Source organism: Actimicrobium antarcticum (assembly GCF_039536745.1).
Classification (GTDB): Bacteria; Pseudomonadota; Gammaproteobacteria; order Burkholderiales; family Burkholderiaceae_D; genus Actimicrobium; species Actimicrobium antarcticum.
Genome location: NZ_BAAAZE010000008.1, coordinates 417780 through 440673, shown reverse-complemented (window position 1 = coordinate 440673; position 22894 = coordinate 417780). Strand labels below are relative to the sequence as shown.

The window sequence follows — 22894 nt, the reverse complement described above, 5'->3', positions numbered from 1 at the left end:
CGATTCAGGCCACCTGCCGATCCCGCGACAACGCCGTGATGGTGGTCGATGCCGGTGCCGAAAAACTCGCCAGCAGCGCGGCTTCCTTCAGTTTCGCCGCCTGCAGATGCCGTTCCTTGACATGCCCGTAGCCCCGGATATCTTCAGGAATACGCGCAATCGCCACCGCTGTCGCGAGGTTCTCGGGCGTCAACGCTGACAGCAGCGCAGAGATGGTCTGGCGATACGCGACGATCAGGCCGCGTTCCATCTTGCGTTCGTCGGTGTAACCGAAGATATCCAACGCCGTCCCGCGCAATCCCTTGAACCTGGCCAGCACGCTGAAGGCTTTCATCATCCACGGACCGAATTCCTGCTTGACCAGATGGCCTTGCGCATCTTTCTTCGCCAGCAATGGCGGTGCCAGATGGAACTTGATCTTGTAGTCGCCTTCGAACATGCCGGCAATTTTGCTGGCGAAGACGTCGTTGGTGTAGAGCCGCGCGACTTCGTACTCGTCCTTGTAGGCCATCAGTTTGAACAGGTAGGTGGCGACCGCTTCGGTCAGGCGCAACGGCTTGACGGCATCGGCCACCCGGATTTCGGCGGCCCGCACCTGCGCCACGAAATCGACATACTGCTGCGCATACGCGGCGTTCTGGTAGGCGCTCAGGAAAGCGACACGGGTGGCGATGACCTCGTCAAGCAGCGGCGCACGCTTGAACGCGATCACCTGGGACGGCGCGTCGTTGACACGTGACAGCTTTTCGACTGCCGCCAGATCGTGTGCGGCGCGGCGGCCCCAGACGAAGGACTGCTTGTTGAAATCGACCGAGACGCCATTAAGCACGATGGCTTGCATCAGGGCATCTTCGGTCAATGGCACCTGCCCTTTTTGCCACGCATACCCCAGCATGAACATGTTGGTGGCGATGTTGTCGCCCATCAGCGCGGTGGCGATCTTGCCGGCATCCACAAAATCAACCCGCTCATTGCCACATGCCACACGCAGGTCGGCTTCCGCCGCTGCGCCCGGATATTGCCAGTCCGGATTCTTGACGAAGGCAGCGGTCGGTGTGCTGGTGGAATTGACTGCCGCATACGTGCGACCTTCGCCCATGCGCGACAGTGCATCGCGACTGGCGGCGACGATGACGTCGCAACCAATCACCAGATCGCAGGCGCCGGTGCCTACCCGGGTCGAATGGATATCGTCAGGATGGTCGGCCAGCCGCACATGCGACATCACCGGTCCGCCCTTTTGCGCCAGGCCGCTCATGTCGAGCACCGAACAGCCCTTGCCTTCGATGTGCGCTGCCATCGCCAGGATCTGGCCGACTGTCACCACACCGGTGCCACCGATACCGGCGACCAGAATGCCGTACGGCGTGACCGTGGTCGGCAACACCGGTTGCGGCAATAGCATGACCGGCGCCGCGACTGCGGCAGGATTGCCGGCATCGGCGACGGCGATTTTTTTCGGCTTCTTCAGCTTGCCGCCTTCGACCGTCACGAAGCTCGGGCAGAACCCGGTCACGCACGAAAAATCCTTGTTGCACGACGACTGGTTGATCTGGCGCTTGCGACCGAATTCGGTTTCCAGCGGTTCGACCGACAGGCAGTTCGATTGCACGCTGCAGTCGCCGCAGCCCTCGCAGACCGCGTCATTGATGACGGCACGCTTGGCCGGGTCCGGATACTCGTTACGCTTCCGGCGGCGACGCTTTTCCGACGCGCAGGTCTGGTCATAGATCATCGCCGAGATGCCCTTGCATTCGCGCAGTTCGCGTTGCACCGCATCAAGTTCGCTGCGATGGCGGATCGTGACGCCCTCGGCCCAGGCGTAGCCGGCCGGGTATTTGTCGGGTTCATCGGTGACGACAATGATCGGGCCCACGCCTTCGGCGGCGATCTGGCGCGAGATCATGCCGGGATCGATCGGGCCGTCGACCGTCTGGCCGCCAGTCATCGCGACCGCATCGTTATACAGAATCTTGTAGGTCATGTTGACCTTGGCAGCCACCGACGCACGGATCGCCAGCAGGCCGGAATGGAAGTAGGTACCGTCGCCAAGGTTGGTAAATACATGCTGTTCGCTGGTGAACGGGGCCTGGCCGATCCAGGTCGTGCCTTCGGCGCCCATGTGCGTGAAGGTCGCCGTTTCGCGGTCCATCCACAGCACCATGTAATGGCAACCGATGCCGGCCAGCGCGCGGCTGCCTTCGGGCACTTTGGTCGAGGTGTTGTGCGGGCAACCGGAACAGAAGTGCGGAATCCGGTCCTTGGCAGGATCGGGTTTGGTGCTCACTTTCAGCACCGCTTCCTTGGCTTCCAGATAGGCAATGCGCTCTTTCACGCGCTGTTCGACCGGATGACCGGCGAAGTACTTGCTGATGCGGGTGGCGATGGCGCGGGCGATCTGTGCCGGATTCAATTCATAGGTGGCCGGCAGCAACCAGTCGCCGTGGCCCATGCCGGGCGTGTTGCTCCATTCGCCGGTGTCGTCGAACTTGCCGACCACGCGCGGACGCACGTCGTCGCGCCAGTTGTACAGTTCTTCCTTGACCTGATATTCGAGAATCTGGCGTTTTTCTTCCACCACCAGGATTTCTTCCAGCCCCTGCGCGAACTCGCGCACGCCTTGCGCTTCGAGCGGCCAGGTCATGCCGACCTTGAACAACCGGATGCCGATATCGCGTGCGACCGCTTCATCGATACCGAGATCGGCCAGCGCCTGGCGGGTGTCCAGATACGATTTGCCGGCAGTGATGATGCCGATGCGGGCACGCGGACTGTCCCAGATAATCTTGTTGAGCTTGTTGACACGCGCATAGGCCAGCGCCGCGTACCACTTGAAATTGTTCATCCGCGCTTCCTGATCCAGGACGGCATCGGGCCAGCGGATGTTGAGGCCATCGGCCGGTAGCGCCAGGTCGCTCGGCAGCACGATTTGTACGCGGTCCGGATCGAGGTCGACCGAAGCGCCCGACTCGACGATGTCGGTCACGCACTTCATCGATACCCACAGCCCGGTAAAACGGCTCATGGCCCAGCCATGCAAACCGTAATCAAGGTATTCCTGCACCGACGACGGATACAACACCGGAATGCCGCATGCTTTCAGGATGTGTTCACTCTGATGCGCCGTGGTCGAGGACTTGGCCGCATGGTCATCGCCGGCCAGCACCAGCACGCCGCCGTGCTTCGACGTCCCGGCCATGTTGGCATGCTTGAAGACATCGCCGCAGCGGTCCACGCCCGGCCCTTTGCCGTACCACAAGCCGAACACGCCATCGTACTGCGCGCCCGGAAACAAGTTGACCTGCTGGGTACCCCAGACACTGGTGGCGGCCAGGTCTTCGTTCATGCCGGGATGGAATTTGATGTGGTTCGCGTCGAGGTATTTTTTGGCTTTGGCAGCGGTCATGTCGACGCTGCCCAGTGGCGAACCGCGATAGCCGGTGATGAAGCCGGCGGTATTGAGTCCGGCGCGTACATCGCGCTGGCGCTGCAGCATCGGCAGCCGGATCATTGCCTGCGTACCGGTGATAAAAGCCCGGCCACGCTCCAGCGTGTATTTGTCGTCCAGCGAAATCGGCTCTGGTGCGAGCGACTGCCCTGGTTTCAGGGGTGCATTCATTAATTGTCTCCGTACCAAAAATTATGTTCTTGGATGCGATCGTGTCGCGCTCTGACTGATTCCGGTCTTGTGGACCTTCAGTTTTTTATATTCTACACGGGTGAAGCGGTCTGGCTGGTCATAGTGTGGCTGGAGCGTAATGGCGCCCCGGGCAGCTGCCAGCCAGACTTCCTGATCAGATTTTCTGGTCGATCTCCCCGGTCAATAAGGTATTCGCTGGCAATACGTCCATGTCGCGCAAACGGGCGTAGATCGGCGTGAAATCCGGTGCGGTATCGATGAACAGTTGCTCGAAACTGTCGATGACGAAATAGGTTTCCTGGTACGAATCGATCTTGTAGCTCGTACGCATGACGCGCTCGACATCGAAGGCGATCCGGCGCGGTTGCGGGCTGGACAGGCAATGGTCGATTTCGCCGGAGGAGGACAGAATGCCGGCGCCGAACGCGCGCAAGCCCTGCGGCGTACGAATCAGACCGAACTCAACCGTGTACCAGTACAACCGGCCCAAATTGGTCAGACCATCGAGCGGCATCGCCTTCAGGCCACCCTTGCCGTATTCCTGCAAATGGTCGGCAAACACCGGATTGAACAGCAGCGGCACGTGGCCAAAAAAATCGTGGAAGACATCCGGTTCGGCGATGTAATCGAACTCCTCCGGCTCGCGCAGCCAGACCGTCACCGGAAACCGGCGGTTCGCCAGATGCTCGAAAAACGTGAAGTCCGGTACCAGTCCCGGCACCGCGACCAGGGTCCAGCCGGTGGCCTGCATCAACTGGCGGGAGATGGCATCAAAGTCGGGAATGCCATCGGCGACATCCATGCTTTTGAGGCTGTCGATGAAGACATCACAGGCGCGCCCTGGCAACAAGCGGGCCTGGCGGTCGTACAGCCGACGCCATAACTCATGCTGGGCTTCGGTGTACAGGTCGCGGTTCTGGGTGACCACATATTGCGCATCGGCGTGCGTGTAATCGCCGCGCAGGGTACCGCCATCGGATTTGTCTTCCATGGTCTTGAAGAATTCGGCCTGGCCGATTGCAGTATCGATAGCACCCATGTCAGCTCCCCACGCTTTCGTCTTTCAATACACCACGGCGAATCTGGTCGAGCTCGATCGACTCGAACAGCGCACGGAAGTTGCCTTCGCCGAAACCCTGGTCGCCCTTGCGCTGGATGATTTCAAAGAAGATCGGACCGATCACGGTCTGCGTGAAGATTTGCAGCAGCAATTCGCGCTCGGTGGCACTGCTGGTGCCATCGACCAGAATATTGAGACGGCGCAATTCATCGACATTTTCGCCATGACCCGGCAAGCGCCGTTCGATCAGATCGTAGTAAGTCGCGATGGTTTTCTGGAACTGTACGTCCTGTGCTTCCATCTGCTCGACCGTGCGATAGATGTCGTCGGTGCCCAGCGCAATATGCTGAATCCCCTCGCCACGGTACAGGTCGAGATACTCGGCGATTTGCGATTTGTCATCCGATGATTCATTGATCGGGATACGGATCTTGCCGCATGGCGAGGTCATTGCTTTCGACTTCAGGCCGGTCAGTTTGCCTTCGATATCGAAGTAACGGACTTCCCGGAAACCGAACAGGTTTTCATAAAATTCCGCCCACTCTTTCATGCGCCCGCGATGGACGTTGTGGGTCAGGTGATCGATGTAGGTCAGGCCGTTGCCGATTGGATTGGCGACCGCACCGGGGATCGCCACGAAGTCGACATCGTAAATGCTGATGTCGCCGATGGCGCCAGGCGGCAGTCCCTTGGCAGCACTCTTGCCGCGCCAGCGGTCGACAAAATAAATCAGCGAGTCGCCGATACCCTTGATGGCAGGAATGTTCAGTTCCATCGGGCCGGTCCTGTTGTCGAAACCCCAGGCGCCCAGTTCGAGCGCGCGCTTGTAGGCAAAGGCGGCGTCATCGACCCGGAAAGCGATCGCGCAAATAGACGGACCGTGCTGGCGCGCAAAGCGCTGCGCAAACGAATCCTGCTCGCCATTGATGATGAAGTTGATGTCGCCCTGACGGTACAGCGTCACATCCTTGTGGCGGTGGCGTGCGATCGCACTGAAACCCATTTGTTCGAACAGGGCGCCGAGCGCCTTCGGGTCCGGTGCAGCGTACTCGATGAATTCAAAGCCATCGGTGCCCATCGGGTTATCCCAGGGTTGAAATTGCATGCTTGTCTCCGAATAGTAATTATGCGTCCAGTATAGACGTGCGCTAGCGGCAGAAAATTGCAAAGAAATTCACCAATCGATCAGGCATGGCAATAAAATTGCGCGATTACCAGCGATCGAGGTGAATCATGGCGCGCGTTCCATTGGATAAAACAGACCGGAAGATTCTCGCGATCCTGCAGACGGATGGCCGACTATCGAATCAGGAGGTGGCCGAGCGTGTCAGTCTGTCGCCCTCGCCGTGCCTGCGGCGCATCAAACGGCTCGAAGAAAGTGGCGTGATTCGCCAGTATGTAGCGTTGCTGGCGCCGGAACGGATTGGTCTGGGCTTGCTGGCCTACGTGAACGTGCGCCTCGAAAAGCACAGCGACGCCGCGGGCGCAGCCGGCTCCAGGTCACCGCGCGGGGACTTCGCTGCCTCCGTCGATCACTGGCCGGAGGTGGTGGCCTGCTATGCGATGACGGGGGAAATGGATTACCTGTTGCGCGTCCATGTCGAAGACATGGAGCATTTTTCGCGCTTCATGATGGAAACGCTATTGCGTCACGCTGCCGTACTGGATGTGAAATCAAGCTTTGCGTTGCAGCGGGTGAAGGACACGACGGCCTTGCCGCTGGTTTGATTCCGGATTGACTTCGGCATGCCTGGTTTATTTAACACCGCGCAAGCTATTGAGCCATTTGACGGCAGCGCGGGTATTGGCTTTGAGCGTGTAATCGAATTGGGCCACTTGCTCTTCCACCGCTTCCTGCATCACGCTCGATGGATTGGCAGGCACCAGCTTCAGATAGGCATCGGCTTCGCCATGCGAACGATGAATTTGCATGCCAGCCTTGCGGGCAATGCGGATCATGGTATGGTTCGAGGCCAGGCAATGCATGTACAGCGTATCGACGTCGCCATTGCGGCAATGGATCGCAGCGCGCTCGAATAACTTCGTGCCGATGCCCATGCTGCGGGCCGACGCGGAGACTGACAAACCGAATTCGGCAACAAGCTCCTTGGTAGTGGCCTCTGCAAACAACGGCATCGCATCGCGCGGAGCAAAGGCAAGGTGACCGACGCCGATCAGTTCGAGCTTGCTGTTGTAGACGCCAAACAGGGTGTCGCGCGCGAAATCGAGTTTTTGAACATAGCGGGTGACCAGCTCGTCCGGCAGAACGGTTCCGAAACGCAGCAGACGGTCGCTGTCGACCAGCGCGAGGAAGTGCATCAGCATGCGTCGGCGGTCGCGCTCCGAGAGCTCTTTGACGCGAACAGCGGTGTGGGGCCCGGCAGGTTCGCCGGATGGCGGCGAACCCATGCTCAAGAGCGGTTCAGGGGATACTGTAGCGGGTGAATTCATCGGGATTCCTATGAAAAAATGTGCGCCGTTGTGCAGTGCAGCACTGCATTGTAGGCCATCTAAACGAGGCTTGCTCGATAAATCCCATCTTGTTTATTGCATTGCAACGAATGCTGTCAGAAGCGCATCACCAGGCTGACCGGGAGTCACGCCGATAGCAAACGATGTGGTTACGAAGCGGGGTCGGTGCGACCGGACTTGTGCGTGGATGCACGCAAAAACTGCTCAACTGCCGCAATCCGCGCGTTGCGTACGGCGACCGGGATGTGTACCGGATCGGCTTGCAGACGCAGTGCAATCTCGCCGGCATTGACCGCGCGCGCCGCCGCCAGTGCCGCTGCGAGATAGCTCTCCTGCGGAAACGGCCTGTCTTCGTAGCCGGGCCGACCGTGGTAATCGCACGACGCTGCCTGCAGCATTTCCAGAAACCGTTGTGGTTTGCGCAGTCCATCGCAGCGCTCGACTAATGCCACGATGGTGGCCGCCCGTAATTCCAGCGCCCGGCCGACATTGCCATGGTCACGTGCTGTCATGACGGCGAGGTCGCGGCACTCATTCGGCATCTTCAGGCGCTCGGCAACCTGCTCGACCAGTTTGACACCGAGCCCTTCATGCCCGTGGTGCGATGGCCACTCTGCCGCTGGTGTGGCGCCCTTGCCGAGATCGTGGAACAGCGCCGCGACCCGCACCGGCAATGTCACTTGCTGACGGGCTGCATGGTCGATGACCAGCATGACATGCACGCCAGTATCGATTTCAGGATGGTATTTGGCGGGTTGCGGGACGCCCCATAAACGATCCAGCTCGGGTAGTAGTCGCGCCAGCGCGCCGCAATCGCGCAACACCGCGAACATGCGCGAGGGTTGCTGCTCCATCAAACCGCGGGCCAGCTCCTGCCAGACCCGCTCGGGCACCAGCGCATCGACTTCACCGGCGGCCACCATGCGCTGCATCAGCGCGTTGGTCTCGAGAGCGACGGCAAATCCGGCAAAGCGTGCGGCAAACCGCGCCACGCGCAGAATGCGTACCGGGTCTTCGGCGAAGGCGTCGGAGACATGCCGGAATACCTTGTGGTCGAGATCGCGACGACCACCGAACGGGTCCACCAGTACACCGTCATCGCCCCGCGCGATGGCATTGATGGTCAGGTCGCGCCGGGCCAGATCCTGCTCAAGCGTGACGTCGGCATCGGTATGAAACACGAAGCCCTTGTAGCCCGGCGCGGTTTTGCGCTCTGTCCGTGCGAGGGCATATTCTTCATGCGTGACCGGATGCAAAAATACCGGAAAATCCTTGCCGACCGGCGTGAACCCGCGCGCCAGCATGGCGTCCGGCGTCGCACCGACGACCACGTAATCACGATCCTTGACGGGCAGGCCGAGCAACGCATCGCGCACGGCGCCGCCGACGGTGTAGATATGCATGCGCGGTTGATCCGTGAGCGTCAGCGTCCTGGCTGATCGGGATGACTATCGTATTTTTCTATCCGCTCGACTTCGGCCAGCGCTTCGCTAATCCAGTGCGCGACCGCCGGATGGGCAGTGACCCGATCGACATACGCCTGCAGCGCTGGCGCCATCGATACGCCGTAGGCATTAAAGCGCATCACGACCGGGGCGAAGTACGCATCGGCAATCGAAAACTCACCGAACAGGAACTGGTGATGACCGGAATGCGACAGACAGGTTTCCCAGATTTCGCTGATCCGGCCGATATCGGACATGGCCTCGGCGGAGTTGCCCTTGCCGCGGAAATCGGCGCCGATGTTCATCCACATCGCCGAACGCAGGCCGGTAAAACCGGAGTGCATTTCGGCGCAGATGCAGCGCGCCAGTGCACGCGATGCGACATCGGTCGGCCACATTGCCTTTTCCGGGAATTGCTCGGCCAGGTATTCGCAGATCGCCAGCGAATCCCATACCGCGATCTCGCCCGCCTGCAACACCGGCACCCGCCCGGCAGCCGAGTAATGGGAGATATCCAGCGCGGTGTCGGGACGCCCGAGTCCGATACGGACTTCTTCGAAGGCGATACCGAAGGCTTTGAGCACCAGCCAGGGACGCATCGACCAGCTCGAATAGCGTTTGTTGGCAATGACCAGTTTGAGCGGCATTTTTCCCGCAGTTTCGAGAGTTTGCGACAGGGTTGGATCGAGTTCGGTAGCTTGCATGCGACGTCCGTTACAGTAAAAGTTGAAGGAGGCGAATCAGCGCTTGGCCCGGATGCGGTACTGATCGAAGTGACTGCGACCAGCCGCCTCACCGAGGTAACGCGAGGCAATCGCTTCGAGCGCTTCCGGCTTGATGCCAAGCTCGGGCGCGATCGGGCCATGCGCAACGTTATCGACTTTCATCGAATCAAGGTTGTCGCGACTCATCACCGGCCCGCCCGGCACCCATTCCAGCATGAACGCCTGCAAGCGCGCCAGCGCCGGTGGTAACGCCAATACCGGACGCGGATGACCGCTGTAACGGCCCGCCAGCTGCACCAGCTCACGCAAGGTATAGATAGTCGGTCCGGCCAGCTCGTAGACCTTGCCGAAGGTATGCGGATTATCGAGCGCGTTGACGAACGCCTGCACCACGTCACCGACGTAGATCGGCTGGAAACGGGCATCAGCCCCGCCCAGTGGAAACACCGGAAAGACGCTTTGCAATTTGGCAAACATATTCAGGAATGCATCGTCTTCGCCGAACACGACCGACGGCCGGAACACGGTCGTGGCAACCGCCGGATGCGACAGCGCCGCATCTTCGCCTGCAGCTTTCGAGCGCAGGTACATCGATGGGGCAGTCCGGTTGGCGCCCAGCGCACTCATGTGCAGCGAACGCTTGACCCCGGCCACGCCACACGCCGCCACCACCCGGATCGGCAGTTCGACGTGCGCCTTGGCAAAGTCAGGACCATAGCTGGCGGTGCCGACACCGGGCCGCGAGTGCAGGATGCCGACCAGATTGATGACGGCATCGGCGCGGCGCATCAGTGCGGCCAGCGCTGCGTCCTGATTGATGTCGGCGACCACGATCTCGACCGTCGGCAGGACAGCGAGGTGGCGTGCCCGCACGGCGCGGCGCGTTGGTACGATCACATGCCGGCCCTGCGCCGCGAGCTGGGCAATCAGATGGGAACCAATGAAGCCGGTGCCACCAAGGACGAGGATATTCGAGTAAGGCAGGGACATGAACAGGTATCCGGTAAGGTCGATCAAGGCAATTCGGTCGGGGCAAATCCTTTCGGTGCGACGTTACCGAGTCGCGCTTTCAGGGATTGCGGTTTGCCCTCGAACAAGGCGGCGTAGTAGGTTGCGTTGGACAGCACGTTCTTGACGTAACCACGGGTTTCGGCGAACGGAATCGACTCGGCGAAGATGGCGCCCTCGACCGTACGCGGGAGCGTGGCGCGCCAGCTGCGCGGTCGCCCCGGGCCGGCGTTGTAGGCGGCAGTGGCCAATGCCTGCGAGCCATCGAGGTCACGCAGCACCATGTTCAGGTAATTGGTACCGAGCTGGATATTGGTACTGACGTCATTGACCTGACCTGGCGTGAAGCCGGACATGCCGATCTTGTTGGCCACATACCGCGCGGTCGACGGCATCAGCTGCATCAGGCCGGAGGCACCGACATGCGAGCGGGCATTCATGATGAAGCGTGATTCCTGCCGGATCAGTCCGTATACCCAGGCCATGTCGAGTCCCAGCGCACTGGTGCTGGTGACCATGAAATCACGGAAGGGCGACGGAAAGCGCTGGGTAAAATCGCGTTCGGATTTGGTCCGGTCGGAGGTATTCACCATGCGGTCGAGAATGTTGCTCTGGCGCGCGAATTCGGCGGCAGCGAGATGGTCGCGTTCGCTCATCTTGCGCAGTTCCCAGTTCCATTCGCGCACGGCCTCGAAGCGCAGGTTCATGTCGAAAAACTTGAGCGCGCGGCGAAATCCCGGGTTGGCGGCAACCCGCGCAATTTCCGCTGCAGTCAGGGGTTCGCCGGCCAGCGGAATACTGATTTTCTGGCCCAGGTCTTCCAGTGCCAGCTGGCCATAAAAATTGGTTTGCTCGGCAATCGACTGGAACAGTTTCTGCGCCTCGTCACGCTCACCGAGCGAGCGCAGCGCACGTGCGCGCCAGTAGACCCAGGCGGCGTCGTCGCGCAGATCGGCCGGCATCGCGTCGATGGCCTGGCGCACCAGTGCCCAGTCACCGCTACGCAAGGCCATCCGCACGCGCCACTGGTAGCCTTCGCCTGACAGGGCGGCACCGCTAGTGCGGCTCCAGTACGCCGTGGTGGTTTCGGGCAGCAATTTCAGCGAAGCTTGCAACGCAATCTGGGACCAGCCCAGTGCGCGCTCGTCGGGCAGCAGGCGCGATTCGACATTCATCAGCGCACTGGCGGCCTGATCCGGGCTGGTTCGGGCCACGCGACCCAGCGCAACGATGAACAACTGATGCGTCACGCGGGAATTGCCGGGGCCTTGCGCCATCACGAGTGGTGCTTTTTCGATGGCCTGGATGATCTGGCTATCGGTGGCCTCGATTAACGGTGCGAGGCGACGTGCGGCCACGACCTGGCTGGTTTCCGCAGCCAACCGGAATTGCGCCCACACATCGTCGTTCGTAAACTGGCCGGCCTGCGCCAGCGTGGCGATCAGGGTCGAACAGGCGTCGCCGTAATCCTTCGGCGACACCAGCAGTGCGCGCGCCTGCACCGCAACCTGTTCGCCTTTGGCTGCGCGCGACAGCAGTGCGTAACATTTCAGCTGCAGGTCATCATCGAGTGCGAACAACGGATACTGCTCGTCAAAGACCGCGAAATTACGCTGGCGACCCAAATCGAGCAACCAGTCATTGCGCAACCGGTCGGCAATGGCACTGCCATCGTAGCGCCGCAGGTAGTCGCGGATTTCGAGAGATGAAGCGAGCCGCAGCCGTGGTTTCAGGCGGTAATAATCGACATAGGACGGGATGGCATAATTGGGCAGACGGCTGGCCAGATCGGCAGCAGCGACCGCATCATCGCGCCGCGCTGCGTCGCGCAGCGCCAGAAATACGTCGTCGTCGTTGACAAACGTGCCGGCTTTTTTTTGCGCCTGGGCGGGCGGCAACAGGAGTACCGTTGAGGCGAAGGCCAGCAACGCGCCGGCGATCCATTTCATCTGAAACATGAGTCCACAACCTTTTTCACAAATTTGACAGCGATGACACCAACCGAACCAAGGATAGCATGTGAATCTGCCCATTCCGCGGCACTGGAACAGCACAAGAGCGTATTGCGCAAGCACCTGCTGGCAACGCGTCAGTCGATGACTGCGGTGCACCGTTCTGCGGCCTGTGTTGCGATCGGTGAGTACTTGCTGTCGTGGCAAGCGAGCACTGGCGTTGACGCACTGGCGGTGTACTGGCCAATCCGGGGCGAGCCCGACCTGATGCCTGCCTATCTGCAGCTAGCGCAACGTGGGGTGCGACTTGCCTTGCCCGTGGTCTGTGGCCCGAATGCGCCGCTGGATTTTGCAGCATGGCTGCCGGGGCAAGCGATGGCGCAGGATGCGTTTGGCGTGGCGATTCCGGCCCAACCGCGCCACACCGTCGTGCCCGAGGCATTCCTGATCCCCTGTGTCGGCATCAATGCGCAGCAGTTCCGGCTGGGCTATGGCGGCGGCATGTACGACCGCACTTTGGCATTGTTGCCGGCGGCGACGACCGTCGGCATCGCCTTCGATAGCGCCCGCAGCGAGTTCGGGGTCGCCCCGCATGACATCGGATTGCAGGTGCTGATTACCGAAAGCGGCGTTGAGCGACACCGACCAGACGTGCCGTGACCGGCAATCGCCGAGCGTCGCGCCGCCCACCAGCTTGCAGCACTAGGCGCCTGTCGCCTTCAAGCGCTCGCAAATGGCGATCGTTGGTCCCGACTGGTTCAACGAATAGAAGTGCAGGCCCGGCGCGCCGCCAGCCAGCAAGCGCTCGCACATCGTGGTCACGACATCGAGCCCGAAAGCGCGAATGGAGTCGCTGTCATCCCCAAAACTGGCCAGCTTCAGACGTACCCAGCGCGGAATTTCTGCACCGCACATTTCCGAAAAACGCATCAGTTGCATGTAGTTTGTAATCGGCATCACGCCTGCCACGATAGGCACTTGCACGCCATGCCGGTGCGCTTCGTCGACAAACCGGAAATACGCGTCGGCATTGTAGAAATACTGGGTAATGGCTGCATTTGCACCGGCCTGAACCTTGCGTGCGAAGGACTGCATGTCGTCTTGGGGCGACTTGGCCTGTGGATGCATTTCCGGGTACGCGGCAACTTCGATATGAAACCAGTCACCGGATTCGGCGCGAATGAACTCGACGAGCTCATTGGCATAGCGAAACTCACCAGACGAAAAATCGACGGCGCCATAGCCACTCGGCAAATCGCCGCGTAACGCAACCAGTCGGCGAATGCCGTGGTCGCGGTACTCGGTCAGGATGTCGCGCAAGCGCGCGCGCGAGCTGCCCAGACAGGAAATATGCGGCGCGGCCTCATGGCCTTCGCTGCGGATGTCCAGTACGGTATCCAGCGTTCCTTGCTGGGTGCTGCCACCCGCGCCAAACGTGACAGAAAAATATTTCGGATCAAGCACCGCCAGCCGGGCGCGCGTGGCGCGCAACTTGTCGGCGCCCTCGGGCGTTTTGGGCGGAAAAAATTCGATACTGAAGTCGGGAGTAGTCATTTGTTATCGAGAATCAGAGAAGACAGTACCCACGAAATGATGCTGTAAATCACGGCAGCGAGAATCGCAGACCAGAATCCGGCAACATGAAAGCCACCAATGAGTTGCGCAACACCCCAGAACATCAGGCCGTTGATGACGAAAATGAACAAGCCGAGCGTCAGGAAGGTCACCGGCAGTGTCAGCAATAGCAACAGTGGCCGAATGAGCGTGTTCACCAGTCCCAGCACCAGCGCAGCAATCAGCGCGGTCCCGAACCCATCGACGGTGACGGAATGCATCAGATACGGCAACGCCAGCAGTGCGAAGGCGTTGATGATCCAGGTAATGATCAGGCGCATGAAAAAATCCGTTGTGAAGTGAAAAAACCGCTTCAGTACTGCCGTCTGGCGATACTGAAGCGGCAATTGGCGCAGTGCACGTACCGTTAGTAGCGGTACTGCTCCGGCTTGTACGGACCCGATTGCTGCACGCCAATGTAGCTGGCTTGCTCGGCGGTCAGCTCGGTCAGCTGGGCGTTCAGGGTACGCAACTGCAAGCGCGCGACCTTTTCATCCAGATGCTTCGGCAGGGTGTAGACGCCGACCGGGTACTTGTCGGTATTGCAGAACAACTCGATCTGCGCAATCGTCTGGTTGGCAAACGACGAACTCATGACGTACGACGGATGGCCGGTGCCGCAACCAAGATTGACCAGGCGGCCTTCTGCCAGCAAGATAATGCGCTTGCCGTCAGGGAAAATCACATGGTCGACTTGCGGCTTGATGTTTTCCCAGGCGTACTGCTTCAATGCGTCGATTTCGATTTCATTGTCGAAGTGACCGATGTTGCAGACGATCGCTTGGTCTTTCATCTTGGTCATGTGAGCGAGCGTGATCACATGGTAGTTGCCGGTCGCGGTCACGAAAATGTCGGCATGTTCCGCCGCATAATCCATCGTCACGACGCGATAGCCTTCCATCGCTGCCTGCAATGCACAAATCGGATCGATTTCCGTCACCCAGACCTGGGCGGACAACGCGCGCAGTGCTTGCGCCGAGCCCTTGCCCACATCGCCGTAACCAGCCACGACCGCGACTTTTCCGGCAATCATGACATCGGTGGCACGCTTGATGCCGTCGACCAACGACTCGCGGCAACCGTACAGGTTATCGAACTTGGATTTGGTGACCGAATCATTGACGTTGATGGCAGGGAAAGCAAGTTTGCCGTCCTTGAACATCTGATAGAGACGATGCACACCCGTGGTGGTTTCTTCGGTGACGCCCTTGACCTGTGCCAGACGAGTCGAATACCAGCCCGGCTGTGATGCAAGACGCTTCTTGATCGAGTCGTAGAGGCAGATTTCTTCTTCGGATGTTGGATTGTCCAGCAGCGACGCGTCTTGCTCTGCGCGGGTGCCGAGGTGCAATAACAGCGTTGCATCGCCACCATCATCGAGAATCATGTTCGCGTATTGCTCGCCGTCTGCCGTGGCAGGCCACTCGAAAATGCGGTGGGTAAATTCCCAGTAGTCATCGAGCGATTCGCCCTTAAAGGCAAACACCGGTGTACCGTCAGCAGCAATGGCGGCAGCGGCATGATCCTGAGTTGAATAGATGTTGCACGATGCCCAACGTACCTGCGCACCCAAGGCTTCGAGTGTGTGTATCAGCACGGCGGTCTGGATGGTCATGTGGATCGATCCGGTGATGCGCGCGCCCTTGAGAGGCTGTGCAGCAGCGAATTCCTGACGGATTGCCATCAGGCCAGGCATTTCGGTTTCGGCAATTTTGATTTCTTTACGGCCCCAGTCAGCGAGACTGAGATCAGCAACGTGGAAATCCTTGAATGCGGCGACCGGTGAGTTTGAGATTACGGCGTTCATCACGCCCTCCTTTCGTTAGAAAAAAAGAAACGTGAGCGCAGTTGCGGGGGAAATTGCCTCCAAGCCTGGCCGATTTAACTGGGTAAATCCGGCTGCAACGCTCCTTGGAGGGCAAATTATAACGTAGTTCGGAAATAATGCAGTTTCCAAAAATCAATGTTTGTTGGTTCCCGACACGGGGTTCGTAGCGACGCGAATGGCGGCCTTGCGATCTGGCGACACGTCTTGTTGACGGCGAACATTTAACTTGATCCAGCCCAACATATCTTGCCAGATCCGCTCAACCTCACGCGCAGGCGGCATCGCCTGGGCGTTGGGCAATTCGATCGTGATGACAGGGATATTCCGATGCAAGCCGCTGTAATTTCCGAGCGAGCCGGGGTACACCCCGACGCGGTTGAATTGCAGTCGGCCAAAGCGTTCTGGTGCCGGTGCCGGACCATCGAAATCGAGGACGCCATACGGTGCATGGACAGAAATGATGACGTTGGGCTTGAAGCGATCGATTTCGGCATTCAGCCAGCGTGTTTCCGGCTCGGAGAGCGGACCGGTACCGGGGAAGCGTCGTGGATCACTGGCAGTCGCTTTGGCCCAGTATTGCGGCGCTTCCTGTTTCCAGCCCGGCGTCGGAAAGTTGCGGTTCAGATCCACTCCCCGCGCATTCACCCGACTTGGCCTGTCCGCAAGCAACCCGTCAGGATTCACCACAGGCACCACACTCCAGGCAAATTCGCGGGCGAGCGGGTGCTGCATTTGCTGCAGCCACTTGAAAACGACCGACGACGCCGTTAACTCATCACCGTGGATTCCTCCCAGCAGCAACACCCGCAATGGCTTGTGCCCATCGCGATCAGGCGCGCTGATCTGTCTGTACAGAATCGGAAAGCCTTTGGAAGACAGACCACCGGAGAGAGCCAGATTACTGGACTGGCACGACGCGGCAGTCACCTCCGGCAAACGCAACGACAAGCGCTTGCACCAGTTGGTCTGAGCGGATGGCTTTGCCGGCGCCGCGTGCGCTGTGATCGCAACGCAGCCGGCTATCAGCGCCATCGCTATGCCTGGCTTGAGCACTCGCTTGGAAAAAATGATCTCACACACATCTTTTATGTTCCACCGCAAGCCAGGCTGCATCGATAAAATCTTTCGTGTAAATGGTTTATACGCCCGCACTGGCACGCAGTGTCGCGGCACGGTCGGTCCGCTCCCAGCTGAATTCTGGCTCTTCCCGGCCAAAATGACCATAGGCAGCGGTCTTCAGGTAGATCGGACGCAACAGATCCAGCATTTGCACGATGCCCTTCGGACGCAAGTCAAAATGTTCCTTGACCAGTTCGGCCAGTTTTTCATCGCTGATTTTGCCTGTGCCGAAGGTCGTCACCATCACCGATGTCGGCTTGGCGATACCAATGGCATAGGACACCTGAATCTGGCAGCGTGATGCCAACCCGGCAGCGACAATGTTCTTTGCCACATAGCGTCCGGCGTACGCGGCAGAACGATCAACCTTGGAAGGATCCTTGCCGGAGAACGCACCGCCGCCATGGGGCGCAGCACCGCCGTACGTATCGACAATGATCTTGCGGCCGGTCAACCCGCAATCGCCTTGCGGGCCACCGATGACAAAACGCCCGGTCGGATTGACCAGGTAACGGGTATCGTTGAGCCATTCCTTCGGCACTACCGGTTTGATGATCATCTCAATGACGGCTTCTTCAATATCCTTGTGCAGCATTTCCGGTGCATGCTGTGTCGACAACACGATGGTATCGATACCGACCGGCTTGCCATCGACATAGCGCAAAGTGACCTGAGATTTTGCATCGGGACGCAACCATGGCAAACGACCGTCCTTACGCAGTTGTGACTGGCGCTCGACAATGCGATGGGCATAGTAGATCGCGGCAGGCATCAGTTCCGGTGTTTCATCGCAAGCGTAGCCAAACATCAGCCCCTGATCGCCAGCGCCCTGATCGAGATCGGTACCAGTGCCCTCATCGACGCCTTGTTTGATGTCCAGAGATTGTTTGTCATAGCAAACCATGACCGCACAGCTTTTGTAGTCGATACCATAGTCGGCGTTGTCATAGCCGATGCGCTTCAGGGTTTCGCGCGCGACGTCGATGTAGTTGATGTTGGCGTTGGTCGTTATCTCGCCGGCGAGGACTACCAGCCCCGTGTTGCACAGGGTTTCTGCAGCAACGCGGGATTGCGGGTCTTGCGCCAGGATGGCATCAAGGATGGCATCGGAAATTTGATCGGCGACTTTGTCGGGGTGGCCTTCTGAAACGGATTCGGAAGTAAAGAGGTATTCATGTGCCATGGCAGGCTCCTGTAGTTGCAGTCGGTGACCATGTCGCGGCCAATCGAATGAGCCTGCGACGCTTTAGCGAAATTTATATACCGCCTCGCAAGTTGTCTGTTAACTCGGCGGGTACTACGTTCGTGATATTTTACGCCTCCTGACACCATTCAGCAAAATCACGGGACTTTCCTCTTTGATACTCGTCACATTTTTCCGCCTGCTATCCCATTTGCCGCTGTCGCTGCTTCACGCACTGGGAGCGCTCGTTGGCCGCCTGGTTTATCGCTACTCGGCAGGCTACCGGCAACGCTTGCACGACAATATCGGGCGGGCGGGATACAGCGCGGATTTACCGGCAGCCATCCGTGAATCTGGCAAAAATATCGTTGAACTGCCGTTCATCTGGTGCGCTGCGCCAGCACGGGTGCTGGCCACCGCGCGCGTAGAAAACTGGGAGGCGGCCCAGGCAGTCATCGACCAGGGGCGCGGGGTAATTTTCCTGACACCGCATCTGGGGTGTTTTGAAATCATTGCGCAGGTCATTGCCGCGCGCCTGCCACTGACCGCGTTGTACCGCCCGCCGCGCAAAGACATGCTCAAGCCATTAATCGAAGGCGCACGGCAGCGCCACAATCTGATTCTGGCACCAGCCAATCTACGGGGTGTTCGCACGCTGCTCAAAGCCCTGAAAGCGGGTGGTGCGATCGGCTTGTTGCCGGATCAGGTGCCGCAGGACGGCGAAGGCGTGTGGGCGGATTTTTTTGGCAAAAAGGCGTACACCATGACGTTGCCAGCCAAGCTGCATCGGATGACCGGCGCGCCGCTGCTGCTGTCGTACGCAGAACGCTTGCCCGAGGGTGGCGGTTACGTGATTCGTTTCGCCGCATTCGACGGAGACTTGAACGACGATCCGCGCCAGCAGGCGCGTGCGATCAACGCGGCAATGGAGCGCTTGATTGCACATTGTCCCGCGCAATATTTTTGGAGCTACAACCGCTACAAGACACCGTCCGGCGTCGCTCCTGCCGCAACCACCGAACCAGACGCGTCCAGCCTGTGAGGTTGCTCCTTGGTTTGATGTGGTTGTTGCACTGGCTTCCGCTGCCGGTACTGGGTCGGCTGGGCGCCGCCATTGGCAGCCTGCTGTTCGTCACGGTGCGCAAACGTCGCCGCATCACGCTCATCAATCTGCGACTGTGCCTGCCTGAATTATCGGAGCAGGAACGGCATCGCATCGCACGCCAGCATTTTCAAGGGTATGCCCGCGCCGTGCTGGAACGCAGCCTGCTGTGGTGGGCCTCCGAAGCCAGACTGAGGCGGCTCATTGTGGTCGAGCCACGCGTACCGCTGGAACAGATCCAGGCGGGGCCGACGATTTTACTTTGCCCACATTTCGTCTGTCTCGATGTCGCTGGCGTCGCCGTACTGCTGGAATCGTCTCTATGCTCAATCTATACGCGCCAGCAAAATCAGGTTTTTGACGATGCCCTGCGCAGGGGTCGCTCGCGCTTTCGGCCAATCCGACTTTTTTCTCGTGGCGAAGGAGTGAAACCAATTTTGCGCGCGATGCGGGAGCACCTGCCTTTTTTCATGTTGCCTGATATGGATTTTGGTGCGCGGGATGCCGAGTTTGTACCGTTCTTCGGTACGCTTGCGGCCACCCTGTCGGCACCAGCACGGATTGCCGCATCGACCGGCGCCCAGGTGATTCCGGTCGTTGCCACCTTTCTGCCCAATTACCGCGGATGGAAAGTGACTTTTTATCCGGCGTGGGAAAATTATCCCGGCGATGACATGATCGCGGCAACGCGACACATGAACGCCTTTATCGAGGAACGCATTCGTGAAGCACCCAGTGAGTATTTCTGGACGCACAAGCGCTTCAAGACCCGACCGCCAGGCGCGCCAGATGTGTATGCCGCCGGCACTGTAACGCATGCGGTCGGGAACGACTAGTCAGCGAATCCGGCGCAAGCGGCCGCAATCATTCCGGGCAAGGCGGCTAATGCGAACCAGCCGAGACTACAATAATCCAATGAAAATAAAATTCACCAAAATGCATGGCGCCGGCAACGATTTCATCGTGATCGATGCAGTCAACCAGCACATCGATTTATCGACAGCGCAGTGGAAGTATCTTGCGGACCGTCGATTCGGCATAGGCGCTGATCAGATACTGGTCGTCGAGCAATCCGACGATGCCGACATCGATTTTCGCTATCGTATTTTTAACGCCGACGGCGGCGAAGTCGAGCAATGTGGCAATGGCGCACGCGCCTTCGTTCGCTTTGTCACCGACAAGAAAATGACACACAAAACGGCACTTAAGGTCTCGACCATGAGCGGCGTGATCGCACCGAGGCTGGAAGCTGATGGCAGCATTACCGTGGATATGGGAGCTCCTGTGTTTGCAAGCTCGCTGATCCCGTTTGATCCGCAAGGACTCCATGCGACAACCGTAGCGAATGATCAGGTGTGGCCGCTGCATATCCGCGGCCACACCATCGCGATGTCAGTGGTTTCGATGGGCAATCCGCATGCCGTTCAGATCGTTGACTCCGTTGAGTCCGCCGATGTATTGCTGGATGGCCCAGCGATCGAAAACCACGTTCGCTTCCCCAAACGCGTGAATGCCGGATTCATGCAAATCATCGATCGACATGCAATTGTGCTGCGAGTCTACGAGCGCGGCGCGGGTGAAACACTAGCTTGCGGTACGGGCGCCTGTGCTGCAGCGGTTGCCGGAATCCGGCGCGGCCTGCTCGATTCGCCGGTGCAGGTCACCACCCGTGGCGGACAACTCTCGATAGCCTGGCAGGGCGACGCGTCACCTGTCATGTTGACAGGACCGGCAGTGACGGTCTTCGAGGGTGAAATCGTCTTGCCTGATTAACCGACGCGGTGCTGGTTCATCTCCTGAAAAAACAGGCGGCAGTACCGGCACCAATCGCACGCAACCAACGAAAAATTCGGACCAATCGCGCCTCCCCGGATCAATTCAGCAATCTCTGCGCGACGCGATTACTCCGCACTCAGCATCCGTAGCCGGTACAAGCGCTGACGGTAATTTCCTTCCGGACCTTGCAACCCACAATCGACATCTTCGAACAAACGAACGATCCTGCTGAGTACCAGACGCTGCTCGTTGGTGTGTACCAGTGTCAATCGTCGTTTGCTGCGGGGATGCACGTCACGAATATCAATCAACAGGCAATGTCCGCAATCTGCGGTGCTCACATTCAATAACAAAGCTTCTGCGCGGGAGAGTCCGAACATCACGGCCAGTTCAAGGCGTGCCGCCAGAAATGGGAATGCGTTGTTTTGATCACGTGTCAAGGAGAGCCGCGCTTCCGCCGCCCAATCGGCCGGCACGGTTAGATCCGTTATTTTCAGGATCATGCGCGCCGCCTCTTCGTTGCCCTGCGATGCTGCTTTTTGAAGCCAGTATGCAGATTCCACGTCCTTGGACTGGTCGTTACGACGATTTCGCCATGCGGAGATTCCGAGCTCAAGTTGCGCTAACGCATGGCCACCCTCCGCAGCTTTTTGCACGTAATAATGAGAGTCTGACAAGTTGCGTTGCGAAAATTCCGGCTTCAGGTAAATACGTGAAGTTGCGTACCAAGCCTCTGCCATTCCCTGCTCGCCGGCCAGAATCAGCCAGCGCAAAGCTTTCTTGTAGTTTGCCAGTCCACGCACACCGACCAGTCGAACACCCATGCGGTCCATACGTCCGTACCACAACCCCAGTGACAGACAGGATTGCTTGTCACCACCATTGGCGGCGACTTCCAGAAAACGTTCGAGCTCAGCGGTATCAAAATCACCTCGCGCCATCAATTTTTCAGCGCAACGCGCCAACAGTGACGTGTCGTCCGGCGCCGGATTGTCCAGCACATCAACAGGCAGGCGCGACTGCCTTCTCAACACTGCCTGGCGTGCCAATGGCACCGCCCAATGCAAGAATTGCTCATGATCTCCAGCTTGCCAGGCATGTTCTGCCAGTGCATGCTGTGCACGCGTCACGCCACCATCGGCAGCACGCGTGGTCCATTCCATGACTGTTTGCTGCGTCCCGCCTGCCGAAGACAAAGTCAGGTTTGGAGAAAGAAATGCATGCGCCGACATCTGACCAGCCCCGACTTCGTTGACTGCCGTCGACTGCCCGATCAATTGCGCCATCATCCACTGTGCTTCGCCAACACCGGCATGCGCCACTGCCTCGAGTGCCATCCATGCTTTTCTACGCAACGTGTCGGTCGTGCAGCTTGCGGTTTGGGCCAGCACCAGTTTTGCCAGAACCAAACCAGCTTCGAGGACTCCCGAGTCGAACGCACGCTCGTACCAGACACACAGGGTCGCAGGTTGCGCCGCGCGTGCCGCCGCCTCGAACGGAACGTGGCTGCCGATTAATATCCAGGCTTCGACCTGATTCTGGTGGGCCGCTCGATCAAGCCAGTACAGCGCAGTCGTGACGCTTTTTGGCAGACCCGCGCCGCCAAACAAATACCGCTTGCCTAACGCAAGCTGGGCGGTCGCTTCGCCTGCACGTGCGGCGCGAATAACAAGTAGTTCTTCCCGGTTGGCCATTTTTTTACTTTGGTTGTGATGAATTTTGTAGGACTTGCTGCGAGGATTCATCACGAACGAAAGGCGAGCCATGATCAAAATCAATGTTGTCGGAAATACCATTATTTTTTTACAAACCAACCACATAAATGTGGCTTTTTTGACCAAAATATTTGACCTCCCGTAGAAAACTTTGCGCCCTCACCATGATTCCGACACCCCACCCATGAACAGATTCTCAAAGTCGGCACATCGACATAGCGGCACGGCGGAGAGTTGCGTTGATTTGATTTACGC

General features: G+C 59.0%; 19 protein-coding genes and 1 riboswitch. Of the genes, 5 read left to right on the top strand and 14 right to left on the bottom strand.

The annotated features are described in order from the left end of the window. Positions 1 to 4: 4 nt before the first annotated feature. The 3 genes from ABD720_RS09875 to hppD all read right to left on the bottom strand — a co-directional run bounded on the left by ABD720_RS09875 (position 5) and on the right by hppD (position 5805). Positions 5 to 3619 carry an indolepyruvate ferredoxin oxidoreductase family protein gene (locus ABD720_RS09875; protein WP_344763113.1) on the bottom strand — a complete coding sequence of 1205 codons (3615 nt, stop codon included), beginning with the start codon at positions 3617 to 3619 and terminating at the stop codon, positions 5 to 7. A 175-nt stretch (positions 3620 to 3794) separates the two neighbouring features. Next, positions 3795 to 4679: a phenylalanine 4-monooxygenase gene (gene phhA / locus ABD720_RS09870; protein WP_344763112.1), complete on the bottom strand. Its 885-nt coding sequence runs from the start codon at positions 4677 to 4679 to the stop codon at positions 3795 to 3797. A gap of 1 nt (position 4680) precedes the next feature. After that, on the bottom strand, positions 4681 to 5805 hold the full coding sequence (gene hppD / locus ABD720_RS09865; RefSeq protein WP_344763111.1) for a 4-hydroxyphenylpyruvate dioxygenase: 1125 nt from the start codon (positions 5803 to 5805) through the stop codon (positions 4681 to 4683). Between the two features lie 128 nt (positions 5806 to 5933). Between hppD and ABD720_RS09860 the strand changes: the two genes are divergently transcribed. After that, positions 5934 to 6428: an Lrp/AsnC family transcriptional regulator gene (locus tag ABD720_RS09860; protein WP_344763110.1), complete on the top strand. Its 495-nt coding sequence runs from the start codon at positions 5934 to 5936 to the stop codon at positions 6426 to 6428. 27 nt (positions 6429 to 6455) lie between these two features. Here ABD720_RS09860 and ABD720_RS09855 read toward each other — a convergent pair whose 3' ends face one another. From ABD720_RS09855 to ABD720_RS09835, 5 genes are all read right to left on the bottom strand, one after another. Further along, entirely contained in the window at positions 6456 to 7109 is a 654-nt protein-coding gene (locus ABD720_RS09855) for a GNAT family N-acetyltransferase (RefSeq protein ID WP_344763670.1), read from the bottom strand. 212 nt (positions 7110 to 7321) lie between these two features. Next, a complete protein-coding gene (locus ABD720_RS09850) occupies positions 7322 to 8575 on the bottom strand; it encodes a multifunctional CCA addition/repair protein (protein ID WP_344763109.1) in 1254 nt (417 codons plus the stop codon). A gap of 20 nt (positions 8576 to 8595) precedes the next feature. Then, positions 8596 to 9321, bottom strand: a complete 726-nt coding sequence (locus ABD720_RS09845) for a glutathione S-transferase family protein (RefSeq protein ID WP_344763108.1) — start codon at positions 9319 to 9321, stop codon at positions 8596 to 8598. Between the two features lie 36 nt (positions 9322 to 9357). Next, positions 9358 to 10326, bottom strand: a complete 969-nt coding sequence (locus ABD720_RS09840) for a complex I NDUFA9 subunit family protein (protein ID WP_425547974.1) — start codon at positions 10324 to 10326, stop codon at positions 9358 to 9360. 29 nt (positions 10327 to 10355) lie between these two features. After that, entirely contained in the window at positions 10356 to 12308 is a 1953-nt protein-coding gene (locus ABD720_RS09835; RefSeq protein WP_344763106.1) for a lytic transglycosylase domain-containing protein, read from the bottom strand. A 33-nt stretch (positions 12309 to 12341) separates the two neighbouring features. Here ABD720_RS09835 and ABD720_RS09830 point away from each other — a divergent pair, with 33 nt between their 5' ends. After that, complete coding sequence (locus ABD720_RS09830) at positions 12342 to 12962, top strand: 5-formyltetrahydrofolate cyclo-ligase (protein ID WP_344763105.1); 621 nt, start codon at positions 12342 to 12344, stop codon at positions 12960 to 12962. 42 nt (positions 12963 to 13004) lie between these two features. Here ABD720_RS09830 and metF read toward each other — a convergent pair whose 3' ends face one another. The 5 genes from metF to metK all read right to left on the bottom strand — a co-directional run bounded on the left by metF (position 13005) and on the right by metK (position 18046). Then, positions 13005 to 13856, bottom strand: a complete 852-nt coding sequence (gene metF, locus ABD720_RS09825; protein ID WP_344763104.1) for a methylenetetrahydrofolate reductase [NAD(P)H] — start codon at positions 13854 to 13856, stop codon at positions 13005 to 13007. Then, positions 13853 to 14197: a phage holin family protein gene (locus ABD720_RS09820; protein WP_344763103.1), complete on the bottom strand. Its 345-nt coding sequence runs from the start codon at positions 14195 to 14197 to the stop codon at positions 13853 to 13855. The genes metF and ABD720_RS09820 overlap by 4 nt, the downstream gene beginning before the upstream one ends. An 86-nt stretch (positions 14198 to 14283) precedes the next feature. Then, on the bottom strand, positions 14284 to 15723 hold the full coding sequence (gene ahcY / locus ABD720_RS09815; RefSeq protein ID WP_344763102.1) for an adenosylhomocysteinase: 1440 nt from the start codon (positions 15721 to 15723) through the stop codon (positions 14284 to 14286). Positions 15724 to 15749: 26 nt separating this feature from the next. After that, positions 15750 to 15835, bottom strand: a riboswitch (S-adenosyl-L-homocysteine riboswitch). Between the two features lie 41 nt (positions 15836 to 15876). After that, positions 15877 to 16857 (bottom strand): M14 family zinc carboxypeptidase, encoded by a 981-nt coding sequence (locus ABD720_RS09810; RefSeq protein ID WP_344763101.1) that lies wholly within the window; start codon positions 16855 to 16857, stop codon positions 15877 to 15879. 25 nt (positions 16858 to 16882) lie between these two features. Beyond that, on the bottom strand, positions 16883 to 18046 hold the full coding sequence (gene metK, locus ABD720_RS09805) for a methionine adenosyltransferase (protein ID WP_344763100.1): 1164 nt from the start codon (positions 18044 to 18046) through the stop codon (positions 16883 to 16885). 178 nt (positions 18047 to 18224) lie between these two features. Here metK and ABD720_RS09800 point away from each other — a divergent pair, with 178 nt between their 5' ends. The 3 genes from ABD720_RS09800 to dapF all read left to right on the top strand — a co-directional run bounded on the left by ABD720_RS09800 (position 18225) and on the right by dapF (position 20921). Beyond that, complete coding sequence (locus ABD720_RS09800; protein ID WP_344763669.1) at positions 18225 to 19088, top strand: lysophospholipid acyltransferase family protein; 864 nt, start codon at positions 18225 to 18227, stop codon at positions 19086 to 19088. After that, positions 19085 to 19984, top strand: coding sequence for an LpxL/LpxP family acyltransferase (locus tag ABD720_RS09795; RefSeq protein WP_344763099.1), 900 nt, complete (start codon positions 19085 to 19087; stop codon positions 19982 to 19984). The genes ABD720_RS09800 and ABD720_RS09795 overlap by 4 nt, the downstream gene beginning before the upstream one ends. Positions 19985 to 20063: 79 nt before the next feature. Beyond that, positions 20064 to 20921: a diaminopimelate epimerase gene (gene dapF, locus ABD720_RS09790; RefSeq protein ID WP_344763097.1), complete on the top strand. Its 858-nt coding sequence runs from the start codon at positions 20064 to 20066 to the stop codon at positions 20919 to 20921. Between the two features lie 128 nt (positions 20922 to 21049). Here the strand turns inward: dapF and ABD720_RS09785 are convergent, their stop codons facing one another. Next, positions 21050 to 22765 (bottom strand): tetratricopeptide repeat protein, encoded by a 1716-nt coding sequence (locus ABD720_RS09785; protein ID WP_344763096.1) that lies wholly within the window; start codon positions 22763 to 22765, stop codon positions 21050 to 21052. Positions 22766 to 22894 lie beyond the last annotated feature (129 nt).

Coding starts and splice junctions, on each gene's coding strand:
- ABD720_RS09850 (WP_344763109.1), bottom strand. CDS start 8,575: ATGCATATCTACACCGTCGGCGGCGCCGTGCGCGATGCGTTGCTCGGC.
- dapF (WP_344763097.1), top strand. CDS start 20,064: ATGAAAATAAAATTCACCAAAATGCATGGCGCCGGCAACGATTTCATC.
- ABD720_RS09845 (WP_344763108.1), bottom strand. CDS start 9,321: ATGCAAGCTACCGAACTCGATCCAACCCTGTCGCAAACTCTCGAAACT.
- ABD720_RS09810 (WP_344763101.1), bottom strand. CDS start 16,857: ATGCAGCCTGGCTTGCGGTGGAACATAAAAGATGTGTGTGAGATCATT.
- ABD720_RS09875 (WP_344763113.1), bottom strand. CDS start 3,619: ATGAATGCACCCCTGAAACCAGGGCAGTCGCTCGCACCAGAGCCGATT.
- ahcY (WP_344763102.1), bottom strand. CDS start 15,723: ATGAACGCCGTAATCTCAAACTCACCGGTCGCCGCATTCAAGGATTTC.
- ABD720_RS09820 (WP_344763103.1), bottom strand. CDS start 14,197: ATGCGCCTGATCATTACCTGGATCATCAACGCCTTCGCACTGCTGGCG.
- ABD720_RS09860 (WP_344763110.1), top strand. CDS start 5,934: ATGGCGCGCGTTCCATTGGATAAAACAGACCGGAAGATTCTCGCGATC.
- hppD (WP_344763111.1), bottom strand. CDS start 5,805: ATGCAATTTCAACCCTGGGATAACCCGATGGGCACCGATGGCTTTGAA.
- ABD720_RS09835 (WP_344763106.1), bottom strand. CDS start 12,308: ATGTTTCAGATGAAATGGATCGCCGGCGCGTTGCTGGCCTTCGCCTCA.
- metK (WP_344763100.1), bottom strand. CDS start 18,046: ATGGCACATGAATACCTCTTTACTTCCGAATCCGTTTCAGAAGGCCAC.
- ABD720_RS09830 (WP_344763105.1), top strand. CDS start 12,342: ATGACACCAACCGAACCAAGGATAGCATGTGAATCTGCCCATTCCGCG.
- metF (WP_344763104.1), bottom strand. CDS start 13,856: ATGACTACTCCCGACTTCAGTATCGAATTTTTTCCGCCCAAAACGCCC.
- ABD720_RS09855 (WP_344763670.1), bottom strand. CDS start 7,109: ATGGGTTCGCCGCCATCCGGCGAACCTGCCGGGCCCCACACCGCTGTT.
- phhA (WP_344763112.1), bottom strand. CDS start 4,679: ATGGGTGCTATCGATACTGCAATCGGCCAGGCCGAATTCTTCAAGACC.